Here is a 22,472-nt window from a genome sequence, read left to right as displayed (position 1 = left end):
CTCGGCGCGGGTGTCCGGGCGGCCGTCGGGCGCGGCCTGGCGGAGCTGCCGCCGCCGGCGCGGGACCTGTTCGCACGGCTGGCCCTGCTTCCCGCGGGCAGCTGGGCGGGCTGGGCCGCGACGGCGCTGTCGGAGCTCGACCCCGCCGAAGCCGCCGACGCGCTGGAGTCGCTGGTCGACGCCCGCCTGGTCGACGTCGCCGGAGCCCGCTACCGGCTGCCGCCGCTGTCCCGGCTGCTCGCACTGGAACTCGTTGCGGCACAACCGTTCCGGGCGGCGTCGCGGCGGCTGTTCGGTGCCTGGCTGTCCCTGACCGACGAGGTCCGGGGTGTCGAGGCGGGGAGTGCCCCGCGGACGCCGGTTCCGGCCGACCTCGGTGACCTGGCCACCTGGTACGACCGGGAGTCCGCCGGTTTGCTGGCCGCGGTGCGTCAAGCGGCCGACGCGGGGGAGCCGGGGTACTGCGCGGAACTGGCGCTGGCCGTGGCCGACCTGGCGGGTTCGCGGGGCCGGTACGCGGACTGGCGCGAGAGCGGTGAAACGGCGTTGCGCGCGGTGCGGCCGACGGGCGACCGCCGGGCCGAGGCGGCGCTCGAACGTTCGCTCGGTGAGCTGGCGGTCCGCGAAAGCCGGTTCGCCGACGCCGCGGGCCGCATCACCCGCGCGCTCACGGCGGGCGAGCAGGCGGGCGGGGTGAGCTGGGACGAACTGGTCCGCGAAGTTCTGGCCGGGGTCGGCCGCGCTCGCTCCGCGATGGTGGCGGGGCCGGGGCTGCCGGGGTTGCCGGGGTTGCCGGCCGGGGACCCGGGGACGGGCAATCGCACGGCAGAGCCGCGAATCGCGGTGGGCCGCAACCAGTACGAGCTGGCGGCCGACCGGGGCCAGGTGGACGGCGCACCGAGGCCGACGGCCCGCGCGGGCCACCGGCGGTTGCCGCGCCCACGGCCGATCTCCTGGCGCCGGGAGTCGGAGTACCCGGAGGAAGCCTGACCCTCCCTCCGGCCGAGCCGGTGCCCTCGCCGCATGAGCCCTCGGTGGGCGCGGTCGCCGGGCCCGCTCCTCCTCACGACCAGCCGCGGGAGGCCGCTTGGCCGCGGGAGCCCACCCTCCTCATCGCGGGCGTTCGCCGCCCGTGGCCGCGAGTTCACAGAAGCCCGATCCCGTATCCACCCCGGAGGAACCCCATGACCATCGGTGCCGCCCTGCCCGCCGGTGACTTGTCCGGCGCCGCCAACAGTGTCGAGGCGCTGCTCGGCCAGACCCGCGAGGCCGCCGACGCCGGCCTGCGTTCCGTCTGGTTCTCCCAGCTCTTCGACCACGATGCCCTCACCCTCGCGGCCCTCGCCGGACGGGAGGTGCCCGGGATCGCCGTCGGGACCGCCGTCGTGCCGCTCTACCCGCGGCACCCGCTCCACCTCGCCGCCCAGGCGCAGACCGCGCAGGCGGCCACCGGTGGGCGGTTCACCCTCGGGCTGGGCCTCGGCGTGCCTGACCTGCTGGAGCCCGCGTTCGGCTTCGAATACCCGCCGCCGATCACGTCCCTGCGCGAGTCCCTCACCGTGCTGCGCGACATCTTCGACGGCCGCCGGCCCGCCTTCGACGGCGAAACGCTCACCGCCTGCCCGCCGCTGCCCACGGCCGTGCCCGGGGGCGGTGACGTCCCGATCGTCGTCGCCGCGATGGGACCGCAGGCCCTGCGCGTGGCCGGCGAACTCGCCGACGGCACCCTCCCCTTCCTGGCCGGTCCGCGCGCGCTCGCCGAGCACGTCGTGCCCACGCTCACCAAGGCCGCCGCCGACGCCGGCCGCCCGGAACCCCGGGTGATCGCGGCCGTCCCGGCGGTGGTGACCGACGACGCCGAGACGGTCCGCCAGATCGCCGCGGTCCACCTGGGCTACTACGGCGACATCCCGTCCTACCGCCGGATCCTCGACGCCGAAGGCGCCGCGCACGCGGCCGACCTCGCACTGATCGGCGACGAGCGCACGGTCGAGGCGGGCCTGCGCCGGTACTTCGACGCCGGGGCGACGGAGGTGGTCCTGATCCAGTCCGGAATGCGGTCCCCGCGCGAACGGCTGCGCACCTGGCAGCTGGCGGGTTCGCTCAGCTGACTTCGGCCAGCTTGCCCGTGGCGACGTCGAAGACGAACCCCCGCACCGAATCCTTCTTCGGGACGAACGGGCTGTTCCGGATGCGCGCGATCGACTGGCGGACGTCGTCCTCGAGGTCGTCGAACGCTTCGGCCGCCCACGGTGGCTTGATGCCGACCTCGTCCTGAATGGACTTCTTGAAGCCGTCGTCGGTGAAGGTGAGCATGCCGCAGTCCGTGTGGTGGATGAGGACGATCTCCTCGGTGCCCAGCAGCCGCTGGCTGATGGCGAGGGAGCGGATCGCGTCGTCGGTGGCGACGCCGCCGGCGTTGCGGACGACGTGGGCCTCGCCCTCCTGCAGGCCGAGAACGCCGTAGACGTTGATGCGCGCGTCCATGCAGGCGAGCACGGCGACGTGCTTGGCGGGCGGCAGCGGCAGCGGCCCGGAGAACCGGGCGGCGTAGGCGGCGTTGCCGGCCAGGAGTTCGTCGGTGACGGACATGCGGGTCCTTCCGATGGGCGAACGGGCTGCCTCCGAGTGGACCCGTCCCGCGGTGGCCGCGCAAGCGTGCCCACGACGTGGACGCAATTCCCGGCGGATGGGCGTTTTCCCAGCCCGTGGATGCTTTTGCCGCGCCGTGAGCCGTGCTCCATTCTCCGATCATGACCCAGCTCCACGAACCACTGAAATTCGCCTACTGGGTGCCGAACGTCAGCGGCGGGCTCGTCACCAGTGACATCGAACAGCGCACCGATTGGGGGTACGAATACAACCGGGATCTCGCGGTCATCGCCGAGAACAACGGGTTCGAATACGCGCTCACGCAGGTGCGCTACACCGCCAGCTACGGCGCCGCCCACCAACACGAATCGACCGGCTTCAGCCTCGCGCTGCTCCTGGCGACGCAGCGGCTGAAGGTGATCGCGGCCGTGCACCCCGGGCTGTGGCAGCCGGGGGTGCTGGCGAAGTTCATCGCCAGCGCGGACGTCCTGTCCGGCGGCCGGGCCGCGGTGAACGTCGTCAGCGGCTGGTTCAAGGACGAGTTCACCGGGCTCGGCGAGCCGTGGCTGGAGCACGACGAGCGCTACCGCCGGTCCGAAGAGTTCATCCGGGTGCTCAAGGAACTCTGGACGAACGACCACGCCGAGTTCACCGGCGACTTCTACCGCATCCACGATTTCGACATCAAGCCCAAACCCCTCGCCGGGGACGGTCGTCCGCATCCCGAGATTTTCCAGGGCGGGAACTCCACGGCCGCCCGCAAGCTGGCCGGCCGCGTTTCGGACTGGTACTTCAGCAACGGCAAGGATTACGACGGGTTCAGCGAACAGGTGGCCGAAGTCCGCGGGTACGCCGCCGAAAACTCCCACGCCGTCAAATTCGGCTTGAACGGTTTCGTGATCGCCCGCGAGACCGAAGCCGAAGCGCGGGACGTGCTGCGCGAGATCGTCGCGAAGGCCAACGTCGAAGCGGTCGAGGGCTTCCGGTCGGCGGTGCAGCAGGCCGGCAACGCGACGGCCGACAAGAAGGGCATGTGGGCGGATTCGGAGTTCGCCGACCTCGTGCAGTACAACGACGGCTTCCGCACCCGGCTCATCGGCACCCCGGAACAGATCGCCGAACGCGCCATCGAATACAAGCGCCGGGGCGCGAGCCTGCTGCTGCTCGGGTTCCTGCACTTCCAGGAGGACGTCGAGCACTTCGGCAAGCACGTGCTGCCGATCATCCGGGAACTCGAGAAGGACATCGACCGCAGCGCCGCAACGCCCGAACCCGTGGGGAGCCGAGCATGACCGACTGGATCGAACGCGCCCGCGAGGTCGCCGCCAAACTGGCCGTCGACGCCGTCGAGCGCGACCGCCGGGGCGAGACTCCCTACCAGAAAGTCCAGCTGCTGAAGGACACCGGGCTGGTGACCCTCCTCGGCCCGGCCGAGCACGGCGGTGGCGGGCAGTCGTGGGAGACCGCGTACCGGGTGATCCGCGAGGTCGCCAAGGCCGACGGCTCGATCGGGCAGCTGCTGGGCTACCACTACCTGTGGGCCTGGGCGGCGCGCCTGGTGGCCACCGACGCGCAGGTGGCGGCGGTCGAAGAGCTGTACACGACCGGCAACCTGTTCTTCGGCGGCGCGGTGAACCCGCGCGACTCCGACCTCACGATCACCGAGGACGGCGACGACATCGTCTACAACGGACACAAGTCGTTCTCCACCGGGGGCAAGGTTTCGGACCTGACCGTGCTGGAAGGCGTCCTGGCCGGGACCGAGGACCACATCTTCGCGATCGTCCCGTCTCAGCAGGAAGGCATCACCTTCCACGACGACTGGGACAACATCGGCCAGCGGCTCACCGAATCCGGCAGCGTGACGATTTCGGACGTGCGGGTGCCCTGGGCGTCGGCCGCCGGTTACGTCGACCGCAAGTTCCGGCCGCTCGTCTACAACACGCTCAACGTCCCGGCGATCCAGCTGGTCTTCACCAACTTCTACCTCGGCATCGCCCAAGGCGCTCTGGAGACCGCCCTCGCGTACACGCGGGACCGGACCCGCCCCTGGCCCTACGGCGGCGACGACAAGCAGGCGGCCTCGGAGGAGTGGTACATCCTCGACGGCTACGGCGACCTGCAGGCCAAGCTGTGGGCGGTCGAAGCCCTGGTCGACAAGGCGGGCGCGGCGATCTCCCGCGTGCTGCACGCCCCGCGCGAGGAGCTGACGCCCGAAGCGCGCGGCGAGGTGGCGGTGCTGATCGCCGCCGCCAAGCAGCGCGCAGTGGACACCGGCCTCGAGATCGGGACGAAGATCTTCGAGCTGACGGGGGCCCGGGCGAGCGCGTCGAAGTACGGCCTGGACCGGTTCTGGCGCAACCTGCGGACGCACTCGCTGCACGACCCGCTGCCGTACAAGCGCCGCGAGGTGGGGGAGTACGCCTTGCTCGGCGCGTACCCGACGCCGACCTGGTACACCTGATCACGCCGGCACGAGCGCGATCCGGCCGAACACCTCGCCGGCGTCGAGCTGCCGGTGGGCGAGCGTGGCGTGCGCCAAGGGCAGCACGTCGTGGACAACGGCGTCCACCTCGCCGCGCCCGGTGGCGGCCAGCAGCTCCCCGGCGAAGGCGCGCCGGTCCTCTGTGGACACGGTGTCGGCGCTGAACGTCGCGAACGACAGCGACTTCCGGAACGCCGCGAACATCTCCGCCACCAGCCGGGCCGGCGGCGGCCCCGCGACCGCCCCGACCGCCACCAGCCGGCCGCCTGCGTTGAGCTTGGCGAAGAACGACGGCAGCTCTTCGCCGGCCACGATGTCGATGACGACGTCGTAGCCACCGGGGCCGGCGCCGGAGCGGTCCAGCACGTGGGTGGCGCCCAGCGTGCGCAGTCGGGCGCCGCGTTCTGGCGACGACGTCGTGACCGCGACCGTGCCGGTGTGTGCGGCGAGCTGGACCGCCAGCACGCCGATCCCGCCCGCCGCCCCGCGGACCAGCACCGACTCGCCGGGCGCGAAGCGGGCGTGCCGGAGACCGAAGTGGGCCACCACACCGGATCCCGCGACGGTCACCGCGTCGACCGGCGACACACCCGGCGGCAGCGGTACGAGCGTTGCGGCGTTCACCAGCGCCTGCTCGGCGTAACCGCCGCCCAGGCCGGTGAAGGCCCAGACCCGGGTGCCGGCCCACGACTCGTCGACCCCCTCGCCGAGGGCGGTGACGACCCCGGCGACCTCGCCGCCGGGGACGTGCCCGGCTTCGAAACCGTAGGCGGCCAGGTCGCCGCGGCGGATGAGGGCGTCGACACCGCCGACGCCGATCGCCTCGGTGGTGATCACCACCTCCCCGGGGCCCGGCCGCGGGTCGGGGCGTTCGACGACGGCCAGGCCGCCGGGATCGCCGAAGGTCTGCACGGCCACTGCTTTCACGATCATCTCCCGGGGGTCGGATGCGGCCGTGACCGTAACGGACGCCCCCGTCCGGTACGCCTAAAGTGAGACCATGACCGGTCAAGTGCCTCGGATCCGGCGTTCGGACGCCCGCGACAACCGCGAACGCCTCCTCGAAGCCGCCCGGGCCGTGTTCGCGGCCGAAGGTCCCAGCGCGCCGATGCGGGAGATCACCCGGCACGCGGACGTCGGCCCGGCGACGCTGTACCGCCACTTCCCGACCAAGGAGCAACTGTTCACCGAGGCGTTTTCAGAGCGGCTGCACGGGTGCTACGCGATCGTCGAGGGCGCGCTCGCCGACCCGGATCCCTGGCGCGGCCTGCAGACGGTGCTCGAGCGGCTGGGTGAGCTGTACGCCCGCGACCGGGCCATCACGGCGGCGCTGCTGTCGGCGTTCCCGATGGACTTCACCGCCGAGCGGGAGCGGGCGCTGAAGTCGCTCGCGGAGCTGGTGCGCCGCGCGAGGAACGCGGGCCGGGTGCGCCCCGAGACGACGCTGGACGACGTCGTCCTGGTGCTGATGGCGACCGGCGGGCTCCAGGCGGGCTCCCCGGAGGCCCGGGTGGCGGCCGCCCGGCGGTTCACCACGATCGCGATCAACGGCCTACGAGCCCACCGCGCCTAAGTGGGACACTGTCCCGTATGCTAATCGGGACACTGTCCCACTTGAGGAGCTCCCCATGGCGATCACCTACGTGCTGGTCCACGGCGCTTGGCACACCGGGCAGTGCTGGGCGCGGGTCGTGCCGCGGCTGGCCGCGAGCGGGCGGCCGGTGTTCACCCCGACGCTCACCGGCTACGGCGAAACCCGGCACCTGCTGACCCCGGACGTCGGGCTCCGCACGCACACCGCCGACGTCGTGCGGCTGGTGGCCGAAGCGGACCTGCACGACGTCGTCCTGGTCGGGCACAGCTACGCCGGCCTGGTGATCTCCGCGGTCGCCGACGAGGTGCCCGAGCGGATCGCCCGGCTGGTGTACCTCGACGCCATGGTGCCCGCCGACGGGGAGAACGCGATCGACGTCATGCCGGTCACCCGCAGCATGCTCGGGACCGGCTGGCGCGTCCCGCCGCTGCCCGAACTGCCCCCGCCTTTCGGCCTGTTCGGGGTGACCGAGCCGGGGGACGTCGCGTGGCTGCGGACCATGCTGTCCGACCAGCCGGTCCGGTGCCTCGAAGAGCGGGTCACGCTGGCCAACCCGGCCGCCGCGGCGATCCCGCGCACGCACATCCACTGCACGGTGAAGCCGGCGGGGTTCGACCGGCGCCCGGTGCCCGCCGTGCAGCCGAACGGCGAGCCCGCGGACGTGCGCGAGCTCGCCGCCGGGCACGACTGCATGATCACCGCGCCGGAGGAGCTGGCCGGGCTGCTGCTCGACGTCGGCGAGCCGGTGGGCGCCGGTAGCATGCGGTCGTGAGCGAGACGGCGGCAGCGAAATCGCCGCGGCGCGCCGATGCGCGGCGCAACGCCGGGAACGTCCTGGAGGCCGCCGCGGCGGTGTTCGTGACGTCCGGCGTCGAAGCGCCGATCCGGGAGATCGCCGCCCGGGCCGGGGTGGGCACGGCGACCATCTACCGCCACTACCCGACCCGGGCCGACCTGATCCTCGCGGTGTACCGGCTGCAGGTCGAAGCCCTGGCCGAAGCCGGCCCCGCCCTGCTCGCCGGCGAACCCGGGCCGCACCAGGCCTTGGTGAAGTGGATCGACCGGTTCGTCGACTTCGTCATCACCAAGCAGGGGCTGGCGTCGGTGCTGCAGTCCGACGAAGCCTGCTACGACCCGCTGCACGCCTACTTCCTCGAACGCCTCGGCCCCGTGTGCACGCAGTTGCTGGACGCGGCGGCCGCGGCCGGCGAGATCGTCCCCGGCCAGGACGCCTACGAGCTGATGCGCGGCGTCGGCAGCCTCTGCGCCGGCGCCGGGACGGCGGCCCGTTACGACGCCCGGCATCTGGTGAAACTGCTGGTCAACGGCCTGCGCCGGTCAGACGCGCTGTAGCAGGAACCACTGGTTGGCGCCGCCGCCGACGGCGTACTGGGAGATGCGCGCGCCGTCGGCGGTCGAGGCGCCCCAGACGTCCATCGCGAGACCGCTGGCCCGGTTGACCAGGCTCACCACGCCGCCACCCTGATCGGTGACCTTCCACTGCTGGGTCGTCGCGCCGGTGTCGGGTTGCTGGGTGATGTCCGCGCCCGAGGCCGAACTCGCGACCTGCAGGACCAGCCCGCTGTGCCGGGCCCGGACGCGGTGGTAACCGCCGTCCGAGGCGAGGAAGTCGAACTGCTGGTTCAGTCCGCTGCCGGACTGCCACTGGATCAGCGCCGCCCCGGCGGCGGTCGAGGCGCCGTTGATGTCGGCCGACTTGCCGCTGTGCTGGGCGACGAGCCGGTAGTTCACCCCGGGTTCGACCACCGGCGGTGGCCCGCCGAGGGAAGTGGCCTGGTAGGTGTGCCCCGCCTGACCGGTGAAGCGGACCAGATCGGTCTCGACGGATGTCGGCTGGATCTTGGCGCCGCTCGTGGTGTCCAGGACCTCGTAGGCCGCGGAGAACAGCCGGCTGCGGACCTGGACGTCCCCGTCGCGGTCGGGCGTGATGGTGAGCTGTGTCGCCGCTCCCGCGCTCCAGGTCACGCCGACCGTATAGCCGCCGCGGCCGCGCAGGCCCGTCACGCTGCCGGCGGGCCAGGCGGGCGGCAGTGCGGGCAGGACGTGCAGCTCGCCGTTGTGGCTGTGCAGCAGGAGTTCGGCGATGCCGGACGTCGCCCCGAAGTTGCCGTCGATCTGGAACGGCGGGTGCAGGTCGAACATGTTGGGCGCCAAGCGGTCCGTCCGCACCAGGAGCCGGAGCAGGTCGTGGGCCTTCGCGCCCTCCTCCATCCGGGCCCAGTAGTTGATCTTCCACGCCAATGACCAGCCGGTGCCGTCGTCGCCGCGCAGCTGGAGCGTCTTGCGGGCGGCCGTGAACAGCGTGGGCGTGCCGCGCTTGGTGATCTGGTTGCTGGGGTAGAGGCCGTAGAGGTGCGAGATGTGCCGGTGGGTCTGTTCGGTCTCCACCCAGTCGTAGAGCCATTCCTGGATGTTGCCGCGCGAGCCGACCTTCATCGGGGCCAGCTTCTGCCGGGCCGCCTTGACCTGGTCGGCGAAGGCGGCGTCCACGCCCAGCACCTGGCACGCGCCCGCGCAGCCGTCGAACAGGTCACGCAGGATCTGCATGTCCATCGTCGGCCCGGCGCACACGGACGCGTTCGTGTGGTGGTTCAGCTCGGGCGAGTTCGACGGGTTGGTCACCAGGTAGCCGAGCGAGGGTTCGGTCACCAGCGCGTCGAGGAAGAACTGGGCGGCGCCCTTCAGCAACGGGTAGCGGGAGCGCAGGAAGGCGACGTCGCCGGTGAAGCGGTAGTGGTCCCAGATCATGGTGGCGAGCCAGGCGCCGCCGGTCTGCCACATGCCGGCCTGCGCGAAGTCCACAATGGAGGAACCGCGCCACCCGTCGGTGTTGTGGTGGGTGACCCAGCCGCGGGCACCGTACTCGACCTGCGCGGTCCGGGCGCCGGTGACCGCGAGATCGGCGATCATGGCGAACACGGGTTCGTAGCACTCGGCGAGGTTGGTGACGTCGGCCGGCCAGTAGTTCATCGGCAGGTTGGCGTTGAGCGTGTACTTCGACTCCCACGACGGGTTCAGGCTGTCGTTCCAGATGCCCTGCAGGTTGGCCGGCTGGGTGCCCGGCCGGGACGAGGAAATCAGCAGGTAGCGGCCGAACTGGAAGAGCAGGGCGGCGAACTGCGGGTCGTTGACGCTGTTGTGCTGCGCGATCCGGACGTCGGTCGGCTGGTCGGCCGCGGTGGTCCGGCCGAGGTCGAGGGTGGTGCGCGCGAACAGCTTCTGGTAGTCGGCGACGTGCCGGCTGCGCAGGGAGTCGTAGGAGAGCGCCTGGGCGGCGGCCAGCCGGGTCCGCGCGATGCCCTGGTAGTCCCCGTTCACCGTGCGGTAGTCGACGTAGCTGGTGCCGATCGAGATCAGCAGCGTCACGGCGTTGGCCCCGGACACCCGCAGCGTGCCGCCGGAACTGCTGGTCGTCCCGCCCTCGGCGGTGGCGTTCGCCAGGGCGAGGAACCGGACCGAGCCGGGGATGCCGCGGCTGTCGGAGGAAATGCCGTCGAGGGCGATCGTGGTGCCGTTCGGGCTGGACGTCGACGCCCGCTGGGGAGTGCCGAACGACGCGGAGAACGAGATCGAGCCGGGTGTCTCCGCCGTCAACCGCATGACGATCACCTGGTCCACGGCGCTGGCGAACACCTCGCGCCGGTAGCGCACGTTGTTCGCGACGTAGGTGACGACCGTCGTGGCCGTGGTCAGGTCGAGCCAGCGCTGGTACGAAGACGCGGTCGCGCCCGGGAGGGCGAGGCTGAGCGTGCCGACGGGCTGGTACGGCTGCTGGGCGGCCGGCGTGCCGAGCATCTTCTGGTCGATCAGCGACTGCGCCTGGGTCCACTGGTTCGCGAACACCAGCTGCCGGATCTGGGCGAGGGCCCCCGCGCCCTGGGTGTTGCTGTAGTCGTGGGGGCCGCCCGCCCAGACGGTGTCTTCGTTGAGCTGCAGGCGTTCGGTGTCGGTGTTGCCGAACACCATGGCGCCCAGCCTGCCGTTGCCGATCGGCAGCGCCCGCAGCCACTCGGTGCCGGCCGGCTTGTCGTACCACAGCGCCAGGTCGTTCACCGCCCGGACGTCGGCCGGCGCGGCCGAGCCGGGCCGGGCGGTCGCCGTCCACACGAGGGGCACCAGCCCGGCACCCAGCCGGATCGCCTGTCGTCGGGTCAGGTCGGCCATCGTCGTCCTCCTCAGGAGCGCTGGAGCTGGAACCGCTGGTTGGCGTTCCCGGAGACGGCGTACTGCGAGATGCGCGCGCCATCGGCGGTCGAGGCGCCCCAGACGTCCATCGCGAGGCCGCTGGCCCGGTTGACCAGGCTGACCGTGCCGCCCTGGTCGGTGACCTTCCACTGTTGCGTGGCCGCGTCGGTGTCGGGTTGCTGGGCGATGTCCGCGCCGGAGGCCGTGCTCGCGACCTGGAGGACCAGTCCGCTGTGGCGGGCGCGGATGCGGTAATAGCCGTCGGCGGAGGCCAGGAAGTCGAACTGCTGGTTGGCCGCGGTGTGCGAGGACCACTGGATCAGGGTGGCGCCCGCCGCGGTGGACGCGCCGCTGATGTCCGCCGACTTGCCGCTGTGGGCGGCGACCAGCGAGTAGTTCACGCCGACCTGCACCGGCGAGGTGGGCGGGTTCGGGTCGCTGCCGCCGAACTGGCTGAAGAACTTCCAGATCTCGGCCTTGTCCCAGCTCCGCGCGCCGCTCTCACAGCCGGTGCAGCCGTCCACCGGGCCCTGCTGGTGGCCGCCGTCGAACGGTGCCCAGACCACCGGGTAGCCGGCCCGGCACCCCGAATAGACGGTCAGGTAGTGCGTCTTGCTGCCCGGCGCGGGTTCCGGCGCGTTCTGCGGGGTGCAGCCGTTGTTGCGGACGAACGTGTCCCGCAGGCCCCGCCCGGCACCGATGTTGTCCGACACGCCGTGGATCCCCATGTACGCGATGGGCTGGGTGCCCCCACTGCACCCGCTGATCGCGCCGGGCGCGGCGATGGCCACGACCGCGCGGAAGACGCTCGCCCGGGCGCAGGCGAGCGCGTAGCTCATCGCGCCGCCGTAGCTGAAGCCGACGGAGAACAGCTGCGTCGTGTCGACGCACAGGTCGTTCTCGACCAGCCGGACCATGTCGTCGGTGAAGGTGACGTCTTCGCCGCCGGAATTGCCCCAGCCGTTGTTGAGGCCTTGCGGGGCCACGAAGATCGTCGAGTTTCCCGACTGGGACTGCATGCCGTAGTAGGCCCAGGCGTAGCCGTCGCTGCCACCGGAGGCGACCTGTTCGGCGGTGCCGCCCAGCCAGTGGAAGCCGAAGGCCAGCCGGTGCGGCGTGCTGTTGTCGTAGGTGGGGGGTAGCTGCAGGATGAAGCTGCGGCTCTTGCCGTTGCTCTGGATCGTGCGTTTACCGCTGGTGAGCGTGGGATTCTTGCCGCAGCCGGCGCTGGGCGTGCCCGCCTGGGCCGCCGCAGCGGCGCCCGGGGGAGCGGCGCAGACGGCCAGTGCGAGCAGGGCGGCGGTCACCATGGTCCGGAACGGTGATCCGAACTTGGGCATGCGAAATCCCTTCGGCCGATGGGGAATTCCTCGGGCCTTCGGCGTCGGGCGCCTGCTCAAGGTGTTCCGGTTGTAGCACGGATTTCGAACGGCCGTCCAGCGTGAAATGAAATTTTCAGTTCGTCGAAATAGTCGAAAACGAATTCCGCTATTTGTGGAGAACGATTCCCGATCGCCCTGGTCCCCGGCTCGCCGGAGACTCCACCGAGGGCCGTGCGGCGACATCGGTCGCGGAAGGGTCGTGACAGCGTGGCTTGTTAGCGCTAACATTCACGCCGCCCGTCCCCTGTCCCGCTCAATGACGAACGGAGCACCCGGTGACCTCCTCCTTCAGTCGCCGTCGGCTGCTGCAAGCCGCCGGCGCCACCGCCATCGCCTCCGCGGCCGGATCCGCCGTCGGCTGGGGGCCCGCCGCTTCGGCGGACACCACCGCAGCCGCGGCCGTCGGCCCGGTCCGCCCGGACACCGGGGTGTCCGCGTTCCCGTTCGAGCTCGGCCAGGTGCGGCTGACCGCGAGCCGGTGGCTGGACAACCAGAACCGGACGCAGAACTACCTGCGGTTCGTCGACGTCAACCGGCTGCTCTACGTCTTCCGCGCCAACCACCGGCTCTCCACGAACGGCGCGGCCACCAACGGCGGCTGGGACGCGCCGACCTTCCCGTTCCGCAGCCACGTCCAGGGCCACTTCCTGACCGCGTGGGCCCAGCTCTGGGCCGTCGCCGGCGACACCACGTGCCGGGACAAGGCCACGACCATGGTGGCGGAGCTGGCCAAGTGCCAGGCGAACAACGGCGCCGCCGGGTTCACCGCCGGATACCTGTCCGGGTTCCCCGAGGCCGATTTCGACAACCTCGAAGCCGGGCGCCTGTCGAACGGCAACGTGCCCTACTACTGCATCCACAAGACCATGGCCGGCCTGCTCGACGTGTGGCGGTACATCGGCAGCACCCAGGCCCGCGACGTGCTGCTGAACCTGGCGGCGTGGGTCGACCGGCGGACCGCCCGGCTCTCGGCGAGCCAGATGCAGTCGGTGCTCAACACCGAGTTCGGCGGCATGAACGCGGTGCTGACGGACCTCTACCAGTACACCGGCGACTCGCGGTGGCTGACCACCGCGCAGCGGTTCGACCACGCCGCCGTGTTCGACCCCCTCGCCGCCAACCGCGACCAGCTCAACGGGCTGCACGCCAACACCCAGATCCCCAAGTGGATCGGCGCCGCGCGGGAGTACAAGGCCACCGGCACCACCCGCTACCGCGACATCGCCACCAACGCGTGGAACATCACCGTGGGCGCGCACACCTACGCCATCGGCGGCAACAGCCAGGCCGAGCACTTCCGCGCGCCCAACGCCATCGCCGGGTACCTCAACCAGGACACGTGCGAGAGCTGCAACACCTACAACATGCTCAAGCTGACCCGGGAACTGATCGCGCTGTACCCGGACCGCGCCGACCTGGCCGACTACTACGAGCGTGCCCTGCTCAACCAGATGATCGGCCAGCAGAACCCGGCCGACAGCCACGGCCACATCACGTACTTCAGCTCGCTCAACCCCGGCGGCCGCCGCGGCCTCGGCCCGGCGTGGGGCGGCGGCACGTGGAGCACCGACTACGACTCGTTCTGGTGCTGCCAGGGCAGCGGCCTGGAAACCCAGACGAAGCTGTCGGACTCGATCTACTTCTACGCCGGCACGACGCTGATCGTGAACCAGTTCCTGCCCTCGGTGCTCACCTGGACCGAGCGCGGCATCACGGTCACCCAGACCACGTCCTTCCCGGCGAGCGACACCAGCACACTGACGGTGACCGGGAGCGTCAGCGGGGCCTGGGCGATGCGCCTCCGCATCCCGGGCTGGACCAGCGGGGCGACCATCAGCGTCAACGGCGTCGCGCAGAACGTGACCGCCACCCCGGGCAGCTACGCCACCCTGACCCGGGCTTGGATCTCCGGCGACACGGTCACCGTCCGGCTGCCGATGAAGGTCGCCCTGAAGGCGGCCAACGACAACGCGAACGTCGCGGCGGTCACCTACGGCCCGGTCGTGCTGGCCGGCAACTACGGCACCAGCACGCTCTCCGCGTTGCCGTCGCTGAACCCGAACTCGGTCACCCGGACCAGCAGCACGGCACTGACCTTCAGCGCCACCGCGAACGGCTCCGCCGTCAGCCTGGTGCCCTTCTACGACGCCCAGGGCTTCAACTACACCGTCTACTGGAACACCGGTGGCGCCGGTGCGAGCACCTACCGGCTGGTCAACGTGGGCAGCGGGCTGGTGCTGGGCGTCGAGAACATGTCCACCGCCGACGGCGGCCGCGCGCTGCAGTGGTCCGACAGCGGCACCGCCGACCACAACTGGGAGATGATCACCGACGGCAGCGCCGTCCGGTTCCGCAACGCCAACAGCGGCAAGGTGCTCGGCGTCCTGGACATGTCCACGGCGGACAACGCCCGCGTCCTGCAGTGGTCGGACAACGGCACCGCCGACCACCGCTGGACCCTCGTCGACCAGGGCGACGGGACCTCGAAGATCCGCAACGTCAACAGCGGCAAGCTGCTGACGATCGAGAACGGCTCAACGGCGGCGGGTGCGTATGCCGTGCAGGGCCCGGACAACGGCGCCGCGGCCAACCGGTGGCGGCTGGTGCGCAACGGCTGATCGACGCGGCCGGCGTCGCGGGTGCGGCGCCGGCCGGGATCAGCCGGGATTGCTGTCGGCGTACTTGACGGTGATGGTCTTGAAGCCCAGCGACTGCAGCAGGCCGGTCAGCATCGTCCGGGTGTTGCGCTCGGCGTCGGCGATCAGGGAGCTCTTCGCGGCGGCGGCCTGGATCTGCTTCTGGGCGAGCTCGTACAACGCCTGCTGCGAGTTCGGGTTCCCGCTGAGGAACTCGTTGATCCGGGTGAACAGGCCCTGCTGCTGTGCGTACACACGGGACTCGTGGACGTCCAGGGTGGCCGGCTCCAGCTGCGCGTGGCCCAGGGTGATCGTGGCGGATTGGCGGTCTTCGGAGACCTGGACGGCGTCGCTCTTCAGCCGCGAGAAGTCGACGAAGGCGTTGTCCGTGCCGACTCCGATGAACAGGGTGTCGCTGCCCACGAGGAAGCCGGGCAGGACGGAGCTGCTCTTGATGTCGACGACGACCTGGAACGAGCCGCTGGCCGCCTCGTAGCGCGAAAGCTCGACGATCGACTGCAGCAGCACCGGACCGGAGTGCTCTTCGGTCTTCTGGGCGAACGGATTGCGCAACTGGGGTAACAGGTGCACCGCCGATGCGACCAGGATCGCGGCGATCAGCACCACCACAGCCGCCGCCAACGCGATGAGCCGTTTGCCCCAAGCACCCATACCGGGAGGAATACCCATCCGGCCGCACGGCCAATCGAGCCGTCCGCAGTGCCGGCCGGGTTCACTTCCGCCGCTTGACGCCGGCCGCCACCGGCGCGTTGCGGTACCGCAGGATCCCTTCCACGCCACGGAGGAACGTGGCGCAGATCGGGACCGGGTCGGTGAGGCAGCCCGCGGCCATCGCGCCGTCGCGGAGCATGACGAAGTGCTGGGCGGCCGGCCCGGGAGCGGTTTCCCCGGTGGCGGCCAGCAGTTCCGTGACCGTGTCCAGGAACCACTGCCGGTGGGCGAGAACGGCTTGGTGCACCGGGTGGCCGGGGTCGGGGTATTCGGCGGCGGCGTTGAGGAACGCACAGCCCCGGAACCCGGGTGACCGGATGCCGTCGGCGATCGTGGCGGCCACCGCCAGGACGGCCTCCCGGGGCGAGCCGCCGGCCGCGTTCCGTGCCGACTCCACCTGGGTCCGGATGAGGGCGTCCGCCTCGGTCAGGTAGGCCACCAGCAGGTCGTCCTTGCTGGGGAAGTGCCGGTAGAGCGTGGCGCGGGTGACGCCGGCGTCGGCGATGACCCGGTCGATGCCGACCGAGTGCAGGCCTTCGGTGTAGAACAGCCGGCTCGCCGAGGCCAGCAGCCGCCCTCGTGCTTCGGACAAGGTCACCTCCCGGGACGCAGCCAGCCTAGCAGATAGAACGGTCGGTCTTGACGGCGACGGCATGGCGCTGCCATAGTCGCCAACGAGACAGATCGTTCTATCTACCGGGAGAGCCCATGACCACCGACACCGTTCCGGCCGCCGGCCACGCCCAGGCCCTGCGGCGGCTCTACTTCGTCCGCTTCGCGTTCGCCCTCGTCTGGGCCGGACTGCTCTTCGCGACGGCCTCGAGCCTCGGGCCGGTCAGCATCGCGCTGCTCGTGCTGTACCCGCTGTTCGACGTCGTCGCCGCGGTGCTGGACGCGCGTTCGGCGGGGGCGGGCAGGCCGGTCACGGCGCTCTACGTGAACGTCGCGATCAGCCTGCTCGCCGCCGCCGGCCTGGCCGTCGCCGCCGCGTCCGGAATCCCCGGCGTGCTGCGCGTGTGGGGCAGCTGGGCGATCGTGGCCGGTCTTGTCCAGCTCGTCGTCGGTGCCGCCCGGCGTGGCCTCGGCGGCCAGTGGCCGATGATCCTCAGCGGCGCGATCTCCGTCGTGGCCGGCACTTCCTTCATCGTGCAGGCCACAATGGACGGTGCTTCGCTGACGGCACTGGCCGGGTACGCCACGCTGGGCGGCATCTTCTTCCTCGTCTCCGCGCTGCGGCTGGGCCGCCGGGCTCAGCCGCAGTAGATCCCGTTGAGCTGCGGCTGCAGGAACGGCGGCGTGCCACCGTTGTAGGTCGCGTTGTAGCCGATCGTGGTGGTTTCGCCCGAGCTCAGGCTGCCGTTCCACGACGCGTTGGTCACCTTGACGGCGTCGCCGGTGTCGCTCCAGGTCCCGTTCCAGCCCTGGGTGACGGTCACGCCGGGCGCGGAGAACGTCAGCGTCCAGCCGCTGATGATCGCGCCGTCGTTTTCGATGACGATCTCGCCGGTGTACCCGGTCGGCCAGGAGCTGACCACCCGGTGGGTGACCTTGCAGCCGCCGGTCGGCTGCGGGGTCGTGGTGGTGGGCGTGGTCGGGGTCGTCGGCGTGGTGGGCGTGGTGGGCGTGGTGGGCGTGGTGGGCGTGGTCGGCGTCGTGGGTGTCGTCGGGGTGGTGGTCTGGATCGGCCCGGCCGCGACGGCGAGGTCGTAGGCCCGCTGGGGCACGAACTGGCCGGCCGTGGCGATGCAGCCGTCCGCCTCGCCCGGCGGCTTGATCCACAGGAACGCGTCGATCTGGCTGTCGCCGGTCTGGTTGGTGCTCGGCGTGCCGATCGCCCGCCCGCCCGGGTCGCACCACTCGCTGCCCTGCGGTCCGTTCCCGTTGCGGCTGGTGTCGATCACGGCCTTCAGCCGCGAATCGCCCAGCTGGTTGAGGATCGCCTTGTCGTAAGCGACTTCGTCGGACGTCGCACGGTAGTTGGACACGTTGGTGGAGATGCCGTCGGCGCTGTTCGAGATGTCGGCGGCCCGCAGCCGCGAGGCGGCCTCGCCGGCGGAAAGCCACGCGGAGTGCCCGATGTCGAAGTACACCTTCGCCTGGGACGAGCCGGCCTTGAGCTTCTTGCCCGCGTACGCCATCGACGCCGTGGTCTGGCGCTGCTGGTCGCTGTTCTGGCAGTTCGTCATCTGCGGGAGCACGTCGGGTTCGAGCACGATGGCCGCCGGACGGCCCGCCAGCCCGGCCGCCACCTGGTCGATCCACGCGCGGTAGGCGTCGTGCGAGGGCGCGCCCCCGCTGCTGGCGCCGCCGCAGTCGCGGTTGGGGATGTCGTAGACGACCATGATCGGGATCTTCCCGGCGGCGGCCGCGGCGCCGACGTAGGCGTCCACCTCGCCGCGCACGGTGGAGGTGTTGGTGGTGGTGAACCAGCGTGCCTGCGGTACCGAGGCGATCCGGTCGCGGATGACCGCGGCCCGCGAGTCGCCGGGGTTCGCCGCGACCCACTTGGCCGCGTTGGTGCCGGGATCGGTGTAGTACGCCGAGGCGGCGGCCTGCGCGCCGGCCCACGTGGTCGTGGCGACGACGCCGGTCACGGCGACGGCGGCGAGTCCGCCCGCGGCCACTGTCCTGCTTCGCATGCACGTTCTCCTTCGAACGACGGGCTGGCGCCGGAAAAGTCCGCTGGGAGCGCTCCCAGCAGTCCGAGACTGTAGCCGGGGAATGCGGTCCGGGAAAGGGGCGCGGGCGCCGCTTTCGCCCGCCGCCCCGAAAATTACATCGGGGCGAAGAACGACAGTTGTTCGGCGGCAAGGTGACTGTTAGCGTTAACGCAGCGCGTGGTCACCATCGACGAAGATGGGTTCTCCTGGGCGGATTCCCGGCCGGACGAGGGCGTTTCCCCCCTTCGTCGATCGTTCGATTGTTTCGCCGGCAGACCCGGAACTTTCGCCGGGTGCCGCCCTGCGTCGGAAGTGAGGACACCCATGTTCCGGAGCGCGACAGCGGTGGTCACCGCGGTCGTCCTGGCCGTGGCAGGCAGCGTCGTCGCCGCGGCGCCGGCCCAGGCCGCCACCTCGATCACGATCAACGGGAGCTCCGGCGGACGCACGTTCGACGGCGTCGGCGCGGTCAGCGGCGGCGGGGGCAACAGCCGCCTGCTGATCGACTACCCGGAGCCCCAGCGCGGGCAGATCCTCGACTACCTGTTCAAGCCCGGCTACGGGGCCGCCCTGCAGATCCTCAAGGTGGAAATGGGCGGGGACACCAACTCCACCAGCGGCGCGGAGCCGAGCCACGCCCACTTCCGCGGCGATCTCGACTGCAACCGCGGGTACGAGTGGTGGATCATGGAACAGGCCAAGCTGCGCAACCCCGGCATCAAGCTCGTGGGCCTGCCCTGGGGCGCGCCGGGCTGGATCGGCAACGGCACCTTCTTCTCCAACGACCTGACCGACTACTACCTGTCGTGGCTGGGGTGCGCGAAGCAGCACGGGCTGACCATCGACTACCTCACGAGCGTCCAGAATGAGAAGCAGTGGAGCGCGGACTGGACCGTCACCCTCCGCAACGCGCTCAACGCCAACGGGTACAGCGCCATCAAGATCATCTCCGGTGACTCGTGGCCGGGGGACTGGGGCCCGGCGAGCGCGATCTCGACGAACACGGCCTACCGCAACGCCACCGACGTGCTCAGCGCACACTACACGTGCGGCTACCTCAGTGCGCAGACCTCCTGCAGCGTGCCGGCGAACGTCACCAACACCGGCAAGACGCTGTGGTCCAGCGAAAACGGCTCCCAGGACTACAACGACGGCGCCAAGCCGCTGGCCCGCGGGATCAACCGCGTCTACCTCGACGGCAAGATGACCGCGTACCTCAACTGGGACCTGATCGCCGCCGTCACCCCGAACATCCCGTGGCCGACCGTCGGGCTGATGCTCGCCAACCAGCCGTGGTCCGGCTACTACTCGGTCGGCAAGGACGCGTGGGCGCTGGCCCACACGACGCAGTTCACCGCGCCCGGCTGGAAGTACCTCGACGCCTCCAGCGGCTACCTCGGCGGGAACCGCAGCAACGGCAGCTACGTCTCGCTCAAGTCGCCGAACAACACCGACTACAGCACGATCATCGAGACGATGGACGCCACGTCGGCCCAGACGCTGAACCTGAACGTCACCGGCGGCCTGTCCACCGGCCAGGTGCACGTGTGGGCGACCAACCTCAACTCGAACAACGGGAGCGACCACTTCGTCCACAGCACCGACATCACGCCGAACGGCGGCGCTTTCTCCCTGACCGCCCAGCCCGGCTACCTCTACACGATCACGACCACCACCGGGCAGGGCAAGGGCACCGCGACCAGCCCGCCGCAGGGTTCGCTCAACCTGCCCTACAGCGACGACTTCGAGGCGTACGCGAAGGGCAAGGAAGCCAAGTACCTGATGGACATGGAGGGCGCGTTCGAGACCGCCGCCTGCGGCGCGGGCCGCGCGGGCACCTGCGTGCGCCAGGCCGCCACGCAGAAGACCATCCCCTGGAAGAAGTTCGTCGATCCCTACGCCCTGCTGGGCAACATCGCCTGGAGCAACTACACGCTCAGCACGGACGTGCTGCTGGAGAAGCCCGGGTACGTCGAGCTGCTCGGCCGGGCCGGCTCGCAGGACACCGGCAACCAGGGCGCGCTGAACGCGTACTACTTCCGGGTCAGTGACACCGGCGCCTGGTCGATCCGGCGCAACAACACCAGCCAGCAGAACACGACGCTGCGCACCGGGACGACGACCGCGCTCGGCACCGGCAGCTGGCACAAGCTGTCCCTCGGTTTCTCCGGCAGCACCATCACCGCCTCGGTCGACGGCACCGTCGTCGGCACGGTCACCGACAGCACCTTCCCGGCCGGCCAGGTCGGCATCGGCACGGCCGTGGGGGAGACCGCGCAGTTCGACAACTTCGCCGTCGCCGGTTCGGGCGGCGGGTCGACGTCGGTGCTGCGCAACACCGCGGCCGGGCGCTGCCTCGACGTCCCGAACGTGTCGCAGACCAACGGCACGCAGGTGACGCTGTGGGACTGCAACGGCGGCAGCAACCAGCAGTGGACGTCGACGTCCGGGAAGCAGCTGCAGGTGTACGGCAGCAAGTGCCTCGACGCCGAGGGCGCGGGGACCTCCGCGGGCACCCGGGCGATCATCTGGGACTGCTCGGGTGGCACCAACCAGCAGTGGAACGTCGCCGCCGACGGAACGATCACCGGTGTCCAATCAGGACTGTGCCTGACGCCGAGCGGCAACGGCACCGGGAACAGCACGCCGGTGACGCTGCAGGCCTGCACCGGCGGCAACGCCCAAAAGTGGACGCGGAGCTAGCGGAATTCCGTCCGGACAAAGGAGTTCGCGATGAGCAAGCGCTGGACGAGACTGTGGCCGGCCGTGGTGATCGCCGCGGGTGCGGTGGCCGGCACGGCGACGCCGTCGCAGGCCGCCACCGAAGGTCCGTGTGACATCTACGCGGCCGGGGGAACGCCTTGTGTGGCCGCGCATTCGACCACCCGGGCGCTGTACGGCACCTACAGCGGCTCGCTGTACCAGGTGCGGCGGGCGTCGGACAACACGACGCGGGACATCGGCGTGCTGAGTGCGGGCGGCGTCGCGAACGCCGCGGCCCAGGATTCGTTCTGCGCCGGGACGTCGTGCCTGATCACGGTGATCTACGACCAGTCCGGCCGGAACAACCACCTGACCCAGGCCCCGCCGGGCGGCTTCTCCGGCCCGGCACCGGGCGGGTACGACAACCTGGCCAGCGCGACGGCCGCGCCGACCACGGTCGGCGGGCAGAAGGCGTACGGCGTGTTCGTGGCGCCGGGTACCGGATACCGCAACAACAACGCCACCGGGACCGCGACCGGCGACCAGCCGGAAGGCATGTACGCGATCTTCGACGGCACGCACTACAACGGCGGCTGCTGCTTCGACTACGGCAACGCCGAGCGCAACAGCCGGGACAACGGCAACGGCACGATGGAAGCCATCTACTTCGGCAACATCAAGGTCTGGGGCTACGGCGCCGGCAACGGGCCGTGGATCATGGCGGACCTCGAGAACGGGCTGTTCTCCGGCGTCAACCAGCGCTACAACGCCAACGACCCGAGCATCAGCCACCGGTACCTGACGGCGATCGTCAAGGGCGGTCCGAACCGGTGGGCCATCCGCGGCGGCAACGCCCAGTCCGGTGGCGTGTCGACCTTCTACGACGGCGTGCGGCCCAACGTGTCCGGGTACAACCCGATGCGCAAGGAAGGCGCCATCATCCTCGGCACCGGCGGCGACAACAGCATCGGCTCGGCGGGCACGTTCTACGAGGGCGTGATGACGTCCGGCTACCCGTCGGACGCCACCGAGAACGCCGTCCAGGCCAACATCGTCGCGGCCGGGTACGGCACCGGCGGCAGCAACACGGGAACCGGGCCGGTGCATGCGGTCGGCGCGGGCAAGTGCCTGTCCGCCCCGAACGCGACCCAGGGCACGCAGCTGCAGATCGCCGGCTGCTCCGGCCAGCCGAACCAGGCGTGGACGCGCACCTCGGACGGCAGGCTGACGGCCACCCTCAACGGGGCGACGCTGTGCCTGGACGCGTCCGGGCAGGGCACCAGCGCGGGCACGAAGGTGGTGACCTGGACGTGCAACGGGCAGGCCAACCAGCAGTGGAACGTCAACTCGAACGGCACGGTCACCGGGGCCCAGTCCGGATTGTGCCTGGACGTCACCGGCGCTTCGACGGCCGAGGGCGCCCCGGTCGAGTTGTGGACGTGCAACGGCGGCAGCAACCAGCAGTGGACGTTGGGCTGACCC

At 70.9% G+C, this 22,472-nt stretch carries 17 protein-coding genes and 1 pseudogene; 11 read left to right on the top strand and 7 right to left on the bottom strand.

What is annotated here, in order from left to right; genetic code table 11:
• Together IE317_RS23450 and IE317_RS23445 are read left to right on the top strand one after the other, a co-directional pair.
• Positions 1 to 990 (top strand): annotated as a pseudogene (locus IE317_RS23450) (hypothetical protein); the annotation flags it as partial.
• 194 nt (positions 991 to 1,184) lie between these two features.
• Complete coding sequence (locus tag IE317_RS23445) at positions 1,185 to 2,111, top strand: LLM class F420-dependent oxidoreductase (RefSeq protein WP_191313476.1); 927 nt, start codon at positions 1,185 to 1,187, stop codon at positions 2,109 to 2,111.
• Here the strand turns inward: IE317_RS23445 and IE317_RS23440 are convergent.
• On the bottom strand, positions 2,104 to 2,592 hold the full coding sequence (locus IE317_RS23440; RefSeq protein WP_191313475.1) for a beta-class carbonic anhydrase: 489 nt from the start codon (positions 2,590 to 2,592) through the stop codon (positions 2,104 to 2,106). The two genes, IE317_RS23445 and IE317_RS23440, sit on opposite strands and share 8 nt — an antisense overlap.
• A 161-nt stretch (positions 2,593 to 2,753) precedes the next feature.
• On the opposite strand from IE317_RS23440, the gene sfnG reads away from it, so the two are divergent.
• Both sfnG and IE317_RS23430 read left to right on the top strand, forming a co-directional pair.
• Positions 2,754 to 3,884 carry a dimethylsulfone monooxygenase SfnG gene (gene sfnG, locus IE317_RS23435; RefSeq protein ID WP_191313474.1) on the top strand — a complete coding sequence of 377 codons (1,131 nt, stop codon included), beginning with the start codon at positions 2,754 to 2,756 and terminating at the stop codon, positions 3,882 to 3,884.
• Positions 3,881 to 5,056: an acyl-CoA dehydrogenase family protein gene (locus tag IE317_RS23430; protein ID WP_191313473.1), complete on the top strand. Its 1,176-nt coding sequence runs from the start codon at positions 3,881 to 3,883 to the stop codon at positions 5,054 to 5,056. Before sfnG ends, IE317_RS23430 begins: the two co-directional genes overlap by 4 nt.
• Here IE317_RS23430 and IE317_RS23425 read toward each other — a convergent pair whose 3' ends face one another.
• Complete coding sequence (locus IE317_RS23425; protein WP_229902883.1) at positions 5,057 to 5,995, bottom strand: zinc-binding dehydrogenase; 939 nt, start codon at positions 5,993 to 5,995, stop codon at positions 5,057 to 5,059.
• Between the two features lie 82 nt (positions 5,996 to 6,077).
• Between IE317_RS23425 and IE317_RS23420 the strand changes: the two genes are divergently transcribed.
• The 3 genes from IE317_RS23420 to IE317_RS23410 are packed head-to-tail and all read left to right on the top strand — an operon-like array spanning position 6,078 to position 8,024.
• Positions 6,078 to 6,650, top strand: coding sequence for a TetR/AcrR family transcriptional regulator (locus tag IE317_RS23420; RefSeq protein WP_191313471.1), 573 nt, complete (start codon positions 6,078 to 6,080; stop codon positions 6,648 to 6,650).
• Between the two features lie 55 nt (positions 6,651 to 6,705).
• Positions 6,706 to 7,443: an alpha/beta hydrolase gene (locus tag IE317_RS23415; protein WP_191313470.1), complete on the top strand. Its 738-nt coding sequence runs from the start codon at positions 6,706 to 6,708 to the stop codon at positions 7,441 to 7,443.
• Positions 7,440 to 8,024 carry a TetR/AcrR family transcriptional regulator gene (locus IE317_RS23410; RefSeq protein WP_191313469.1) on the top strand — a complete coding sequence of 195 codons (585 nt, stop codon included), beginning with the start codon at positions 7,440 to 7,442 and terminating at the stop codon, positions 8,022 to 8,024. Before IE317_RS23415 ends, IE317_RS23410 begins: the two co-directional genes overlap by 4 nt.
• Here the strand turns inward: IE317_RS23410 and IE317_RS23405 are convergent.
• Both IE317_RS23405 and IE317_RS23400 read right to left on the bottom strand, forming a co-directional pair.
• Positions 8,010 to 10,856 (bottom strand): glycosyl hydrolase family 95 catalytic domain-containing protein, encoded by a 2,847-nt coding sequence (locus IE317_RS23405; RefSeq protein ID WP_191313468.1) that lies wholly within the window; start codon positions 10,854 to 10,856, stop codon positions 8,010 to 8,012. The two genes, IE317_RS23410 and IE317_RS23405, sit on opposite strands and share 15 nt — an antisense overlap.
• Positions 10,857 to 10,867: 11 nt before the next feature.
• On the bottom strand, positions 10,868 to 12,217 hold the full coding sequence (locus tag IE317_RS23400) for an RICIN domain-containing protein (protein WP_191313467.1): 1,350 nt from the start codon (positions 12,215 to 12,217) through the stop codon (positions 10,868 to 10,870).
• Between the two features lie 317 nt (positions 12,218 to 12,534).
• Between IE317_RS23400 and IE317_RS23395 the strand changes: the two genes are divergently transcribed.
• Positions 12,535 to 14,877 carry a beta-L-arabinofuranosidase domain-containing protein gene (locus IE317_RS23395; RefSeq protein ID WP_191313466.1) on the top strand — a complete coding sequence of 781 codons (2,343 nt, stop codon included), beginning with the start codon at positions 12,535 to 12,537 and terminating at the stop codon, positions 14,875 to 14,877.
• A 39-nt stretch (positions 14,878 to 14,916) separates the two neighbouring features.
• Here IE317_RS23395 and IE317_RS23390 read toward each other — a convergent pair whose 3' ends face one another.
• Both IE317_RS23390 and IE317_RS23385 read right to left on the bottom strand, forming a co-directional pair.
• Positions 14,917 to 15,567, bottom strand: a complete 651-nt coding sequence (locus IE317_RS23390; RefSeq protein WP_229902881.1) for a DUF4230 domain-containing protein — start codon at positions 15,565 to 15,567, stop codon at positions 14,917 to 14,919.
• 61 nt (positions 15,568 to 15,628) lie between these two features.
• Positions 15,629 to 16,219: a TetR/AcrR family transcriptional regulator gene (locus IE317_RS23385; RefSeq protein ID WP_191313465.1), complete on the bottom strand. Its 591-nt coding sequence runs from the start codon at positions 16,217 to 16,219 to the stop codon at positions 15,629 to 15,631.
• Positions 16,220 to 16,335: 116 nt separating this feature from the next.
• Here IE317_RS23385 and IE317_RS23380 point away from each other — a divergent pair, with 116 nt between their 5' ends.
• Complete coding sequence (locus IE317_RS23380; protein WP_191313464.1) at positions 16,336 to 16,890, top strand: hypothetical protein; 555 nt, start codon at positions 16,336 to 16,338, stop codon at positions 16,888 to 16,890.
• On the opposite strand, the gene IE317_RS23375 is transcribed toward IE317_RS23380, so the two are convergent.
• Complete coding sequence (locus IE317_RS23375) at positions 16,878 to 18,251, bottom strand: glycoside hydrolase family 6 protein (RefSeq protein WP_191313487.1); 1,374 nt, start codon at positions 18,249 to 18,251, stop codon at positions 16,878 to 16,880. The genes IE317_RS23380 and IE317_RS23375 overlap by 13 nt on opposite strands.
• A 360-nt stretch (positions 18,252 to 18,611) precedes the next feature.
• Here IE317_RS23375 and IE317_RS23370 point away from each other — a divergent pair, with 360 nt between their 5' ends.
• The gene (locus IE317_RS23370) at positions 18,612 to 20,990 is read left to right on the top strand and encodes a ricin-type beta-trefoil lectin domain protein (RefSeq protein ID WP_191313463.1); all 2,379 of its coding nucleotides are present in this window, start codon (positions 18,612 to 18,614) and stop codon (positions 20,988 to 20,990) included.
• A 30-nt stretch (positions 20,991 to 21,020) separates the two neighbouring features.
• Complete coding sequence (locus IE317_RS23365) at positions 21,021 to 22,469, top strand: arabinofuranosidase catalytic domain-containing protein (RefSeq protein ID WP_229902879.1); 1,449 nt, start codon at positions 21,021 to 21,023, stop codon at positions 22,467 to 22,469.
• Positions 22,470 to 22,472: the final 3 nt, after the last annotated feature.

This window comes from Amycolatopsis bullii (assembly GCF_014654205.1).
Lineage (GTDB): Bacteria > Actinomycetota > Actinomycetes > Mycobacteriales > Pseudonocardiaceae > Amycolatopsis > Amycolatopsis plumensis.
The sequence above is the reverse complement of the archived record's forward strand: the minus strand, read 5'-3'. Positions and strand labels throughout refer to the sequence as shown.

Excerpts from the sequence above, each read along its gene's own strand:
- IE317_RS23445 (WP_191313476.1), top strand. The coding sequence starts at position 1,185 with ATGACCATCGGTGCCGCCCTGCCCGCCGGTGACTTGTCCGGCGCCGCC.
- IE317_RS23440 (WP_191313475.1), bottom strand. The coding sequence starts at position 2,592 with ATGTCCGTCACCGACGAACTCCTGGCCGGCAACGCCGCCTACGCCGCC.
- sfnG (WP_191313474.1), top strand. The coding sequence starts at position 2,754 with ATGACCCAGCTCCACGAACCACTGAAATTCGCCTACTGGGTGCCGAAC.
- IE317_RS23430 (WP_191313473.1), top strand. The coding sequence starts at position 3,881 with ATGACCGACTGGATCGAACGCGCCCGCGAGGTCGCCGCCAAACTGGCC.
- IE317_RS23420 (WP_191313471.1), top strand. The coding sequence starts at position 6,078 with ATGACCGGTCAAGTGCCTCGGATCCGGCGTTCGGACGCCCGCGACAAC.
- IE317_RS23415 (WP_191313470.1), top strand. The coding sequence starts at position 6,706 with ATGGCGATCACCTACGTGCTGGTCCACGGCGCTTGGCACACCGGGCAG.
- IE317_RS23405 (WP_191313468.1), bottom strand. The coding sequence starts at position 10,856 with ATGGCCGACCTGACCCGACGACAGGCGATCCGGCTGGGTGCCGGGCTG.
- IE317_RS23400 (WP_191313467.1), bottom strand. The coding sequence starts at position 12,217 with ATGCCCAAGTTCGGATCACCGTTCCGGACCATGGTGACCGCCGCCCTG.
- IE317_RS23390 (WP_229902881.1), bottom strand. The coding sequence starts at position 15,567 with ATGGGTGCTTGGGGCAAACGGCTCATCGCGTTGGCGGCGGCTGTGGTG.
- IE317_RS23380 (WP_191313464.1), top strand. The coding sequence starts at position 16,336 with ATGACCACCGACACCGTTCCGGCCGCCGGCCACGCCCAGGCCCTGCGG.
- IE317_RS23370 (WP_191313463.1), top strand. The coding sequence starts at position 18,612 with ATGTTCCGGAGCGCGACAGCGGTGGTCACCGCGGTCGTCCTGGCCGTG.
- IE317_RS23365 (WP_229902879.1), top strand. The coding sequence starts at position 21,021 with ATGAGCAAGCGCTGGACGAGACTGTGGCCGGCCGTGGTGATCGCCGCG.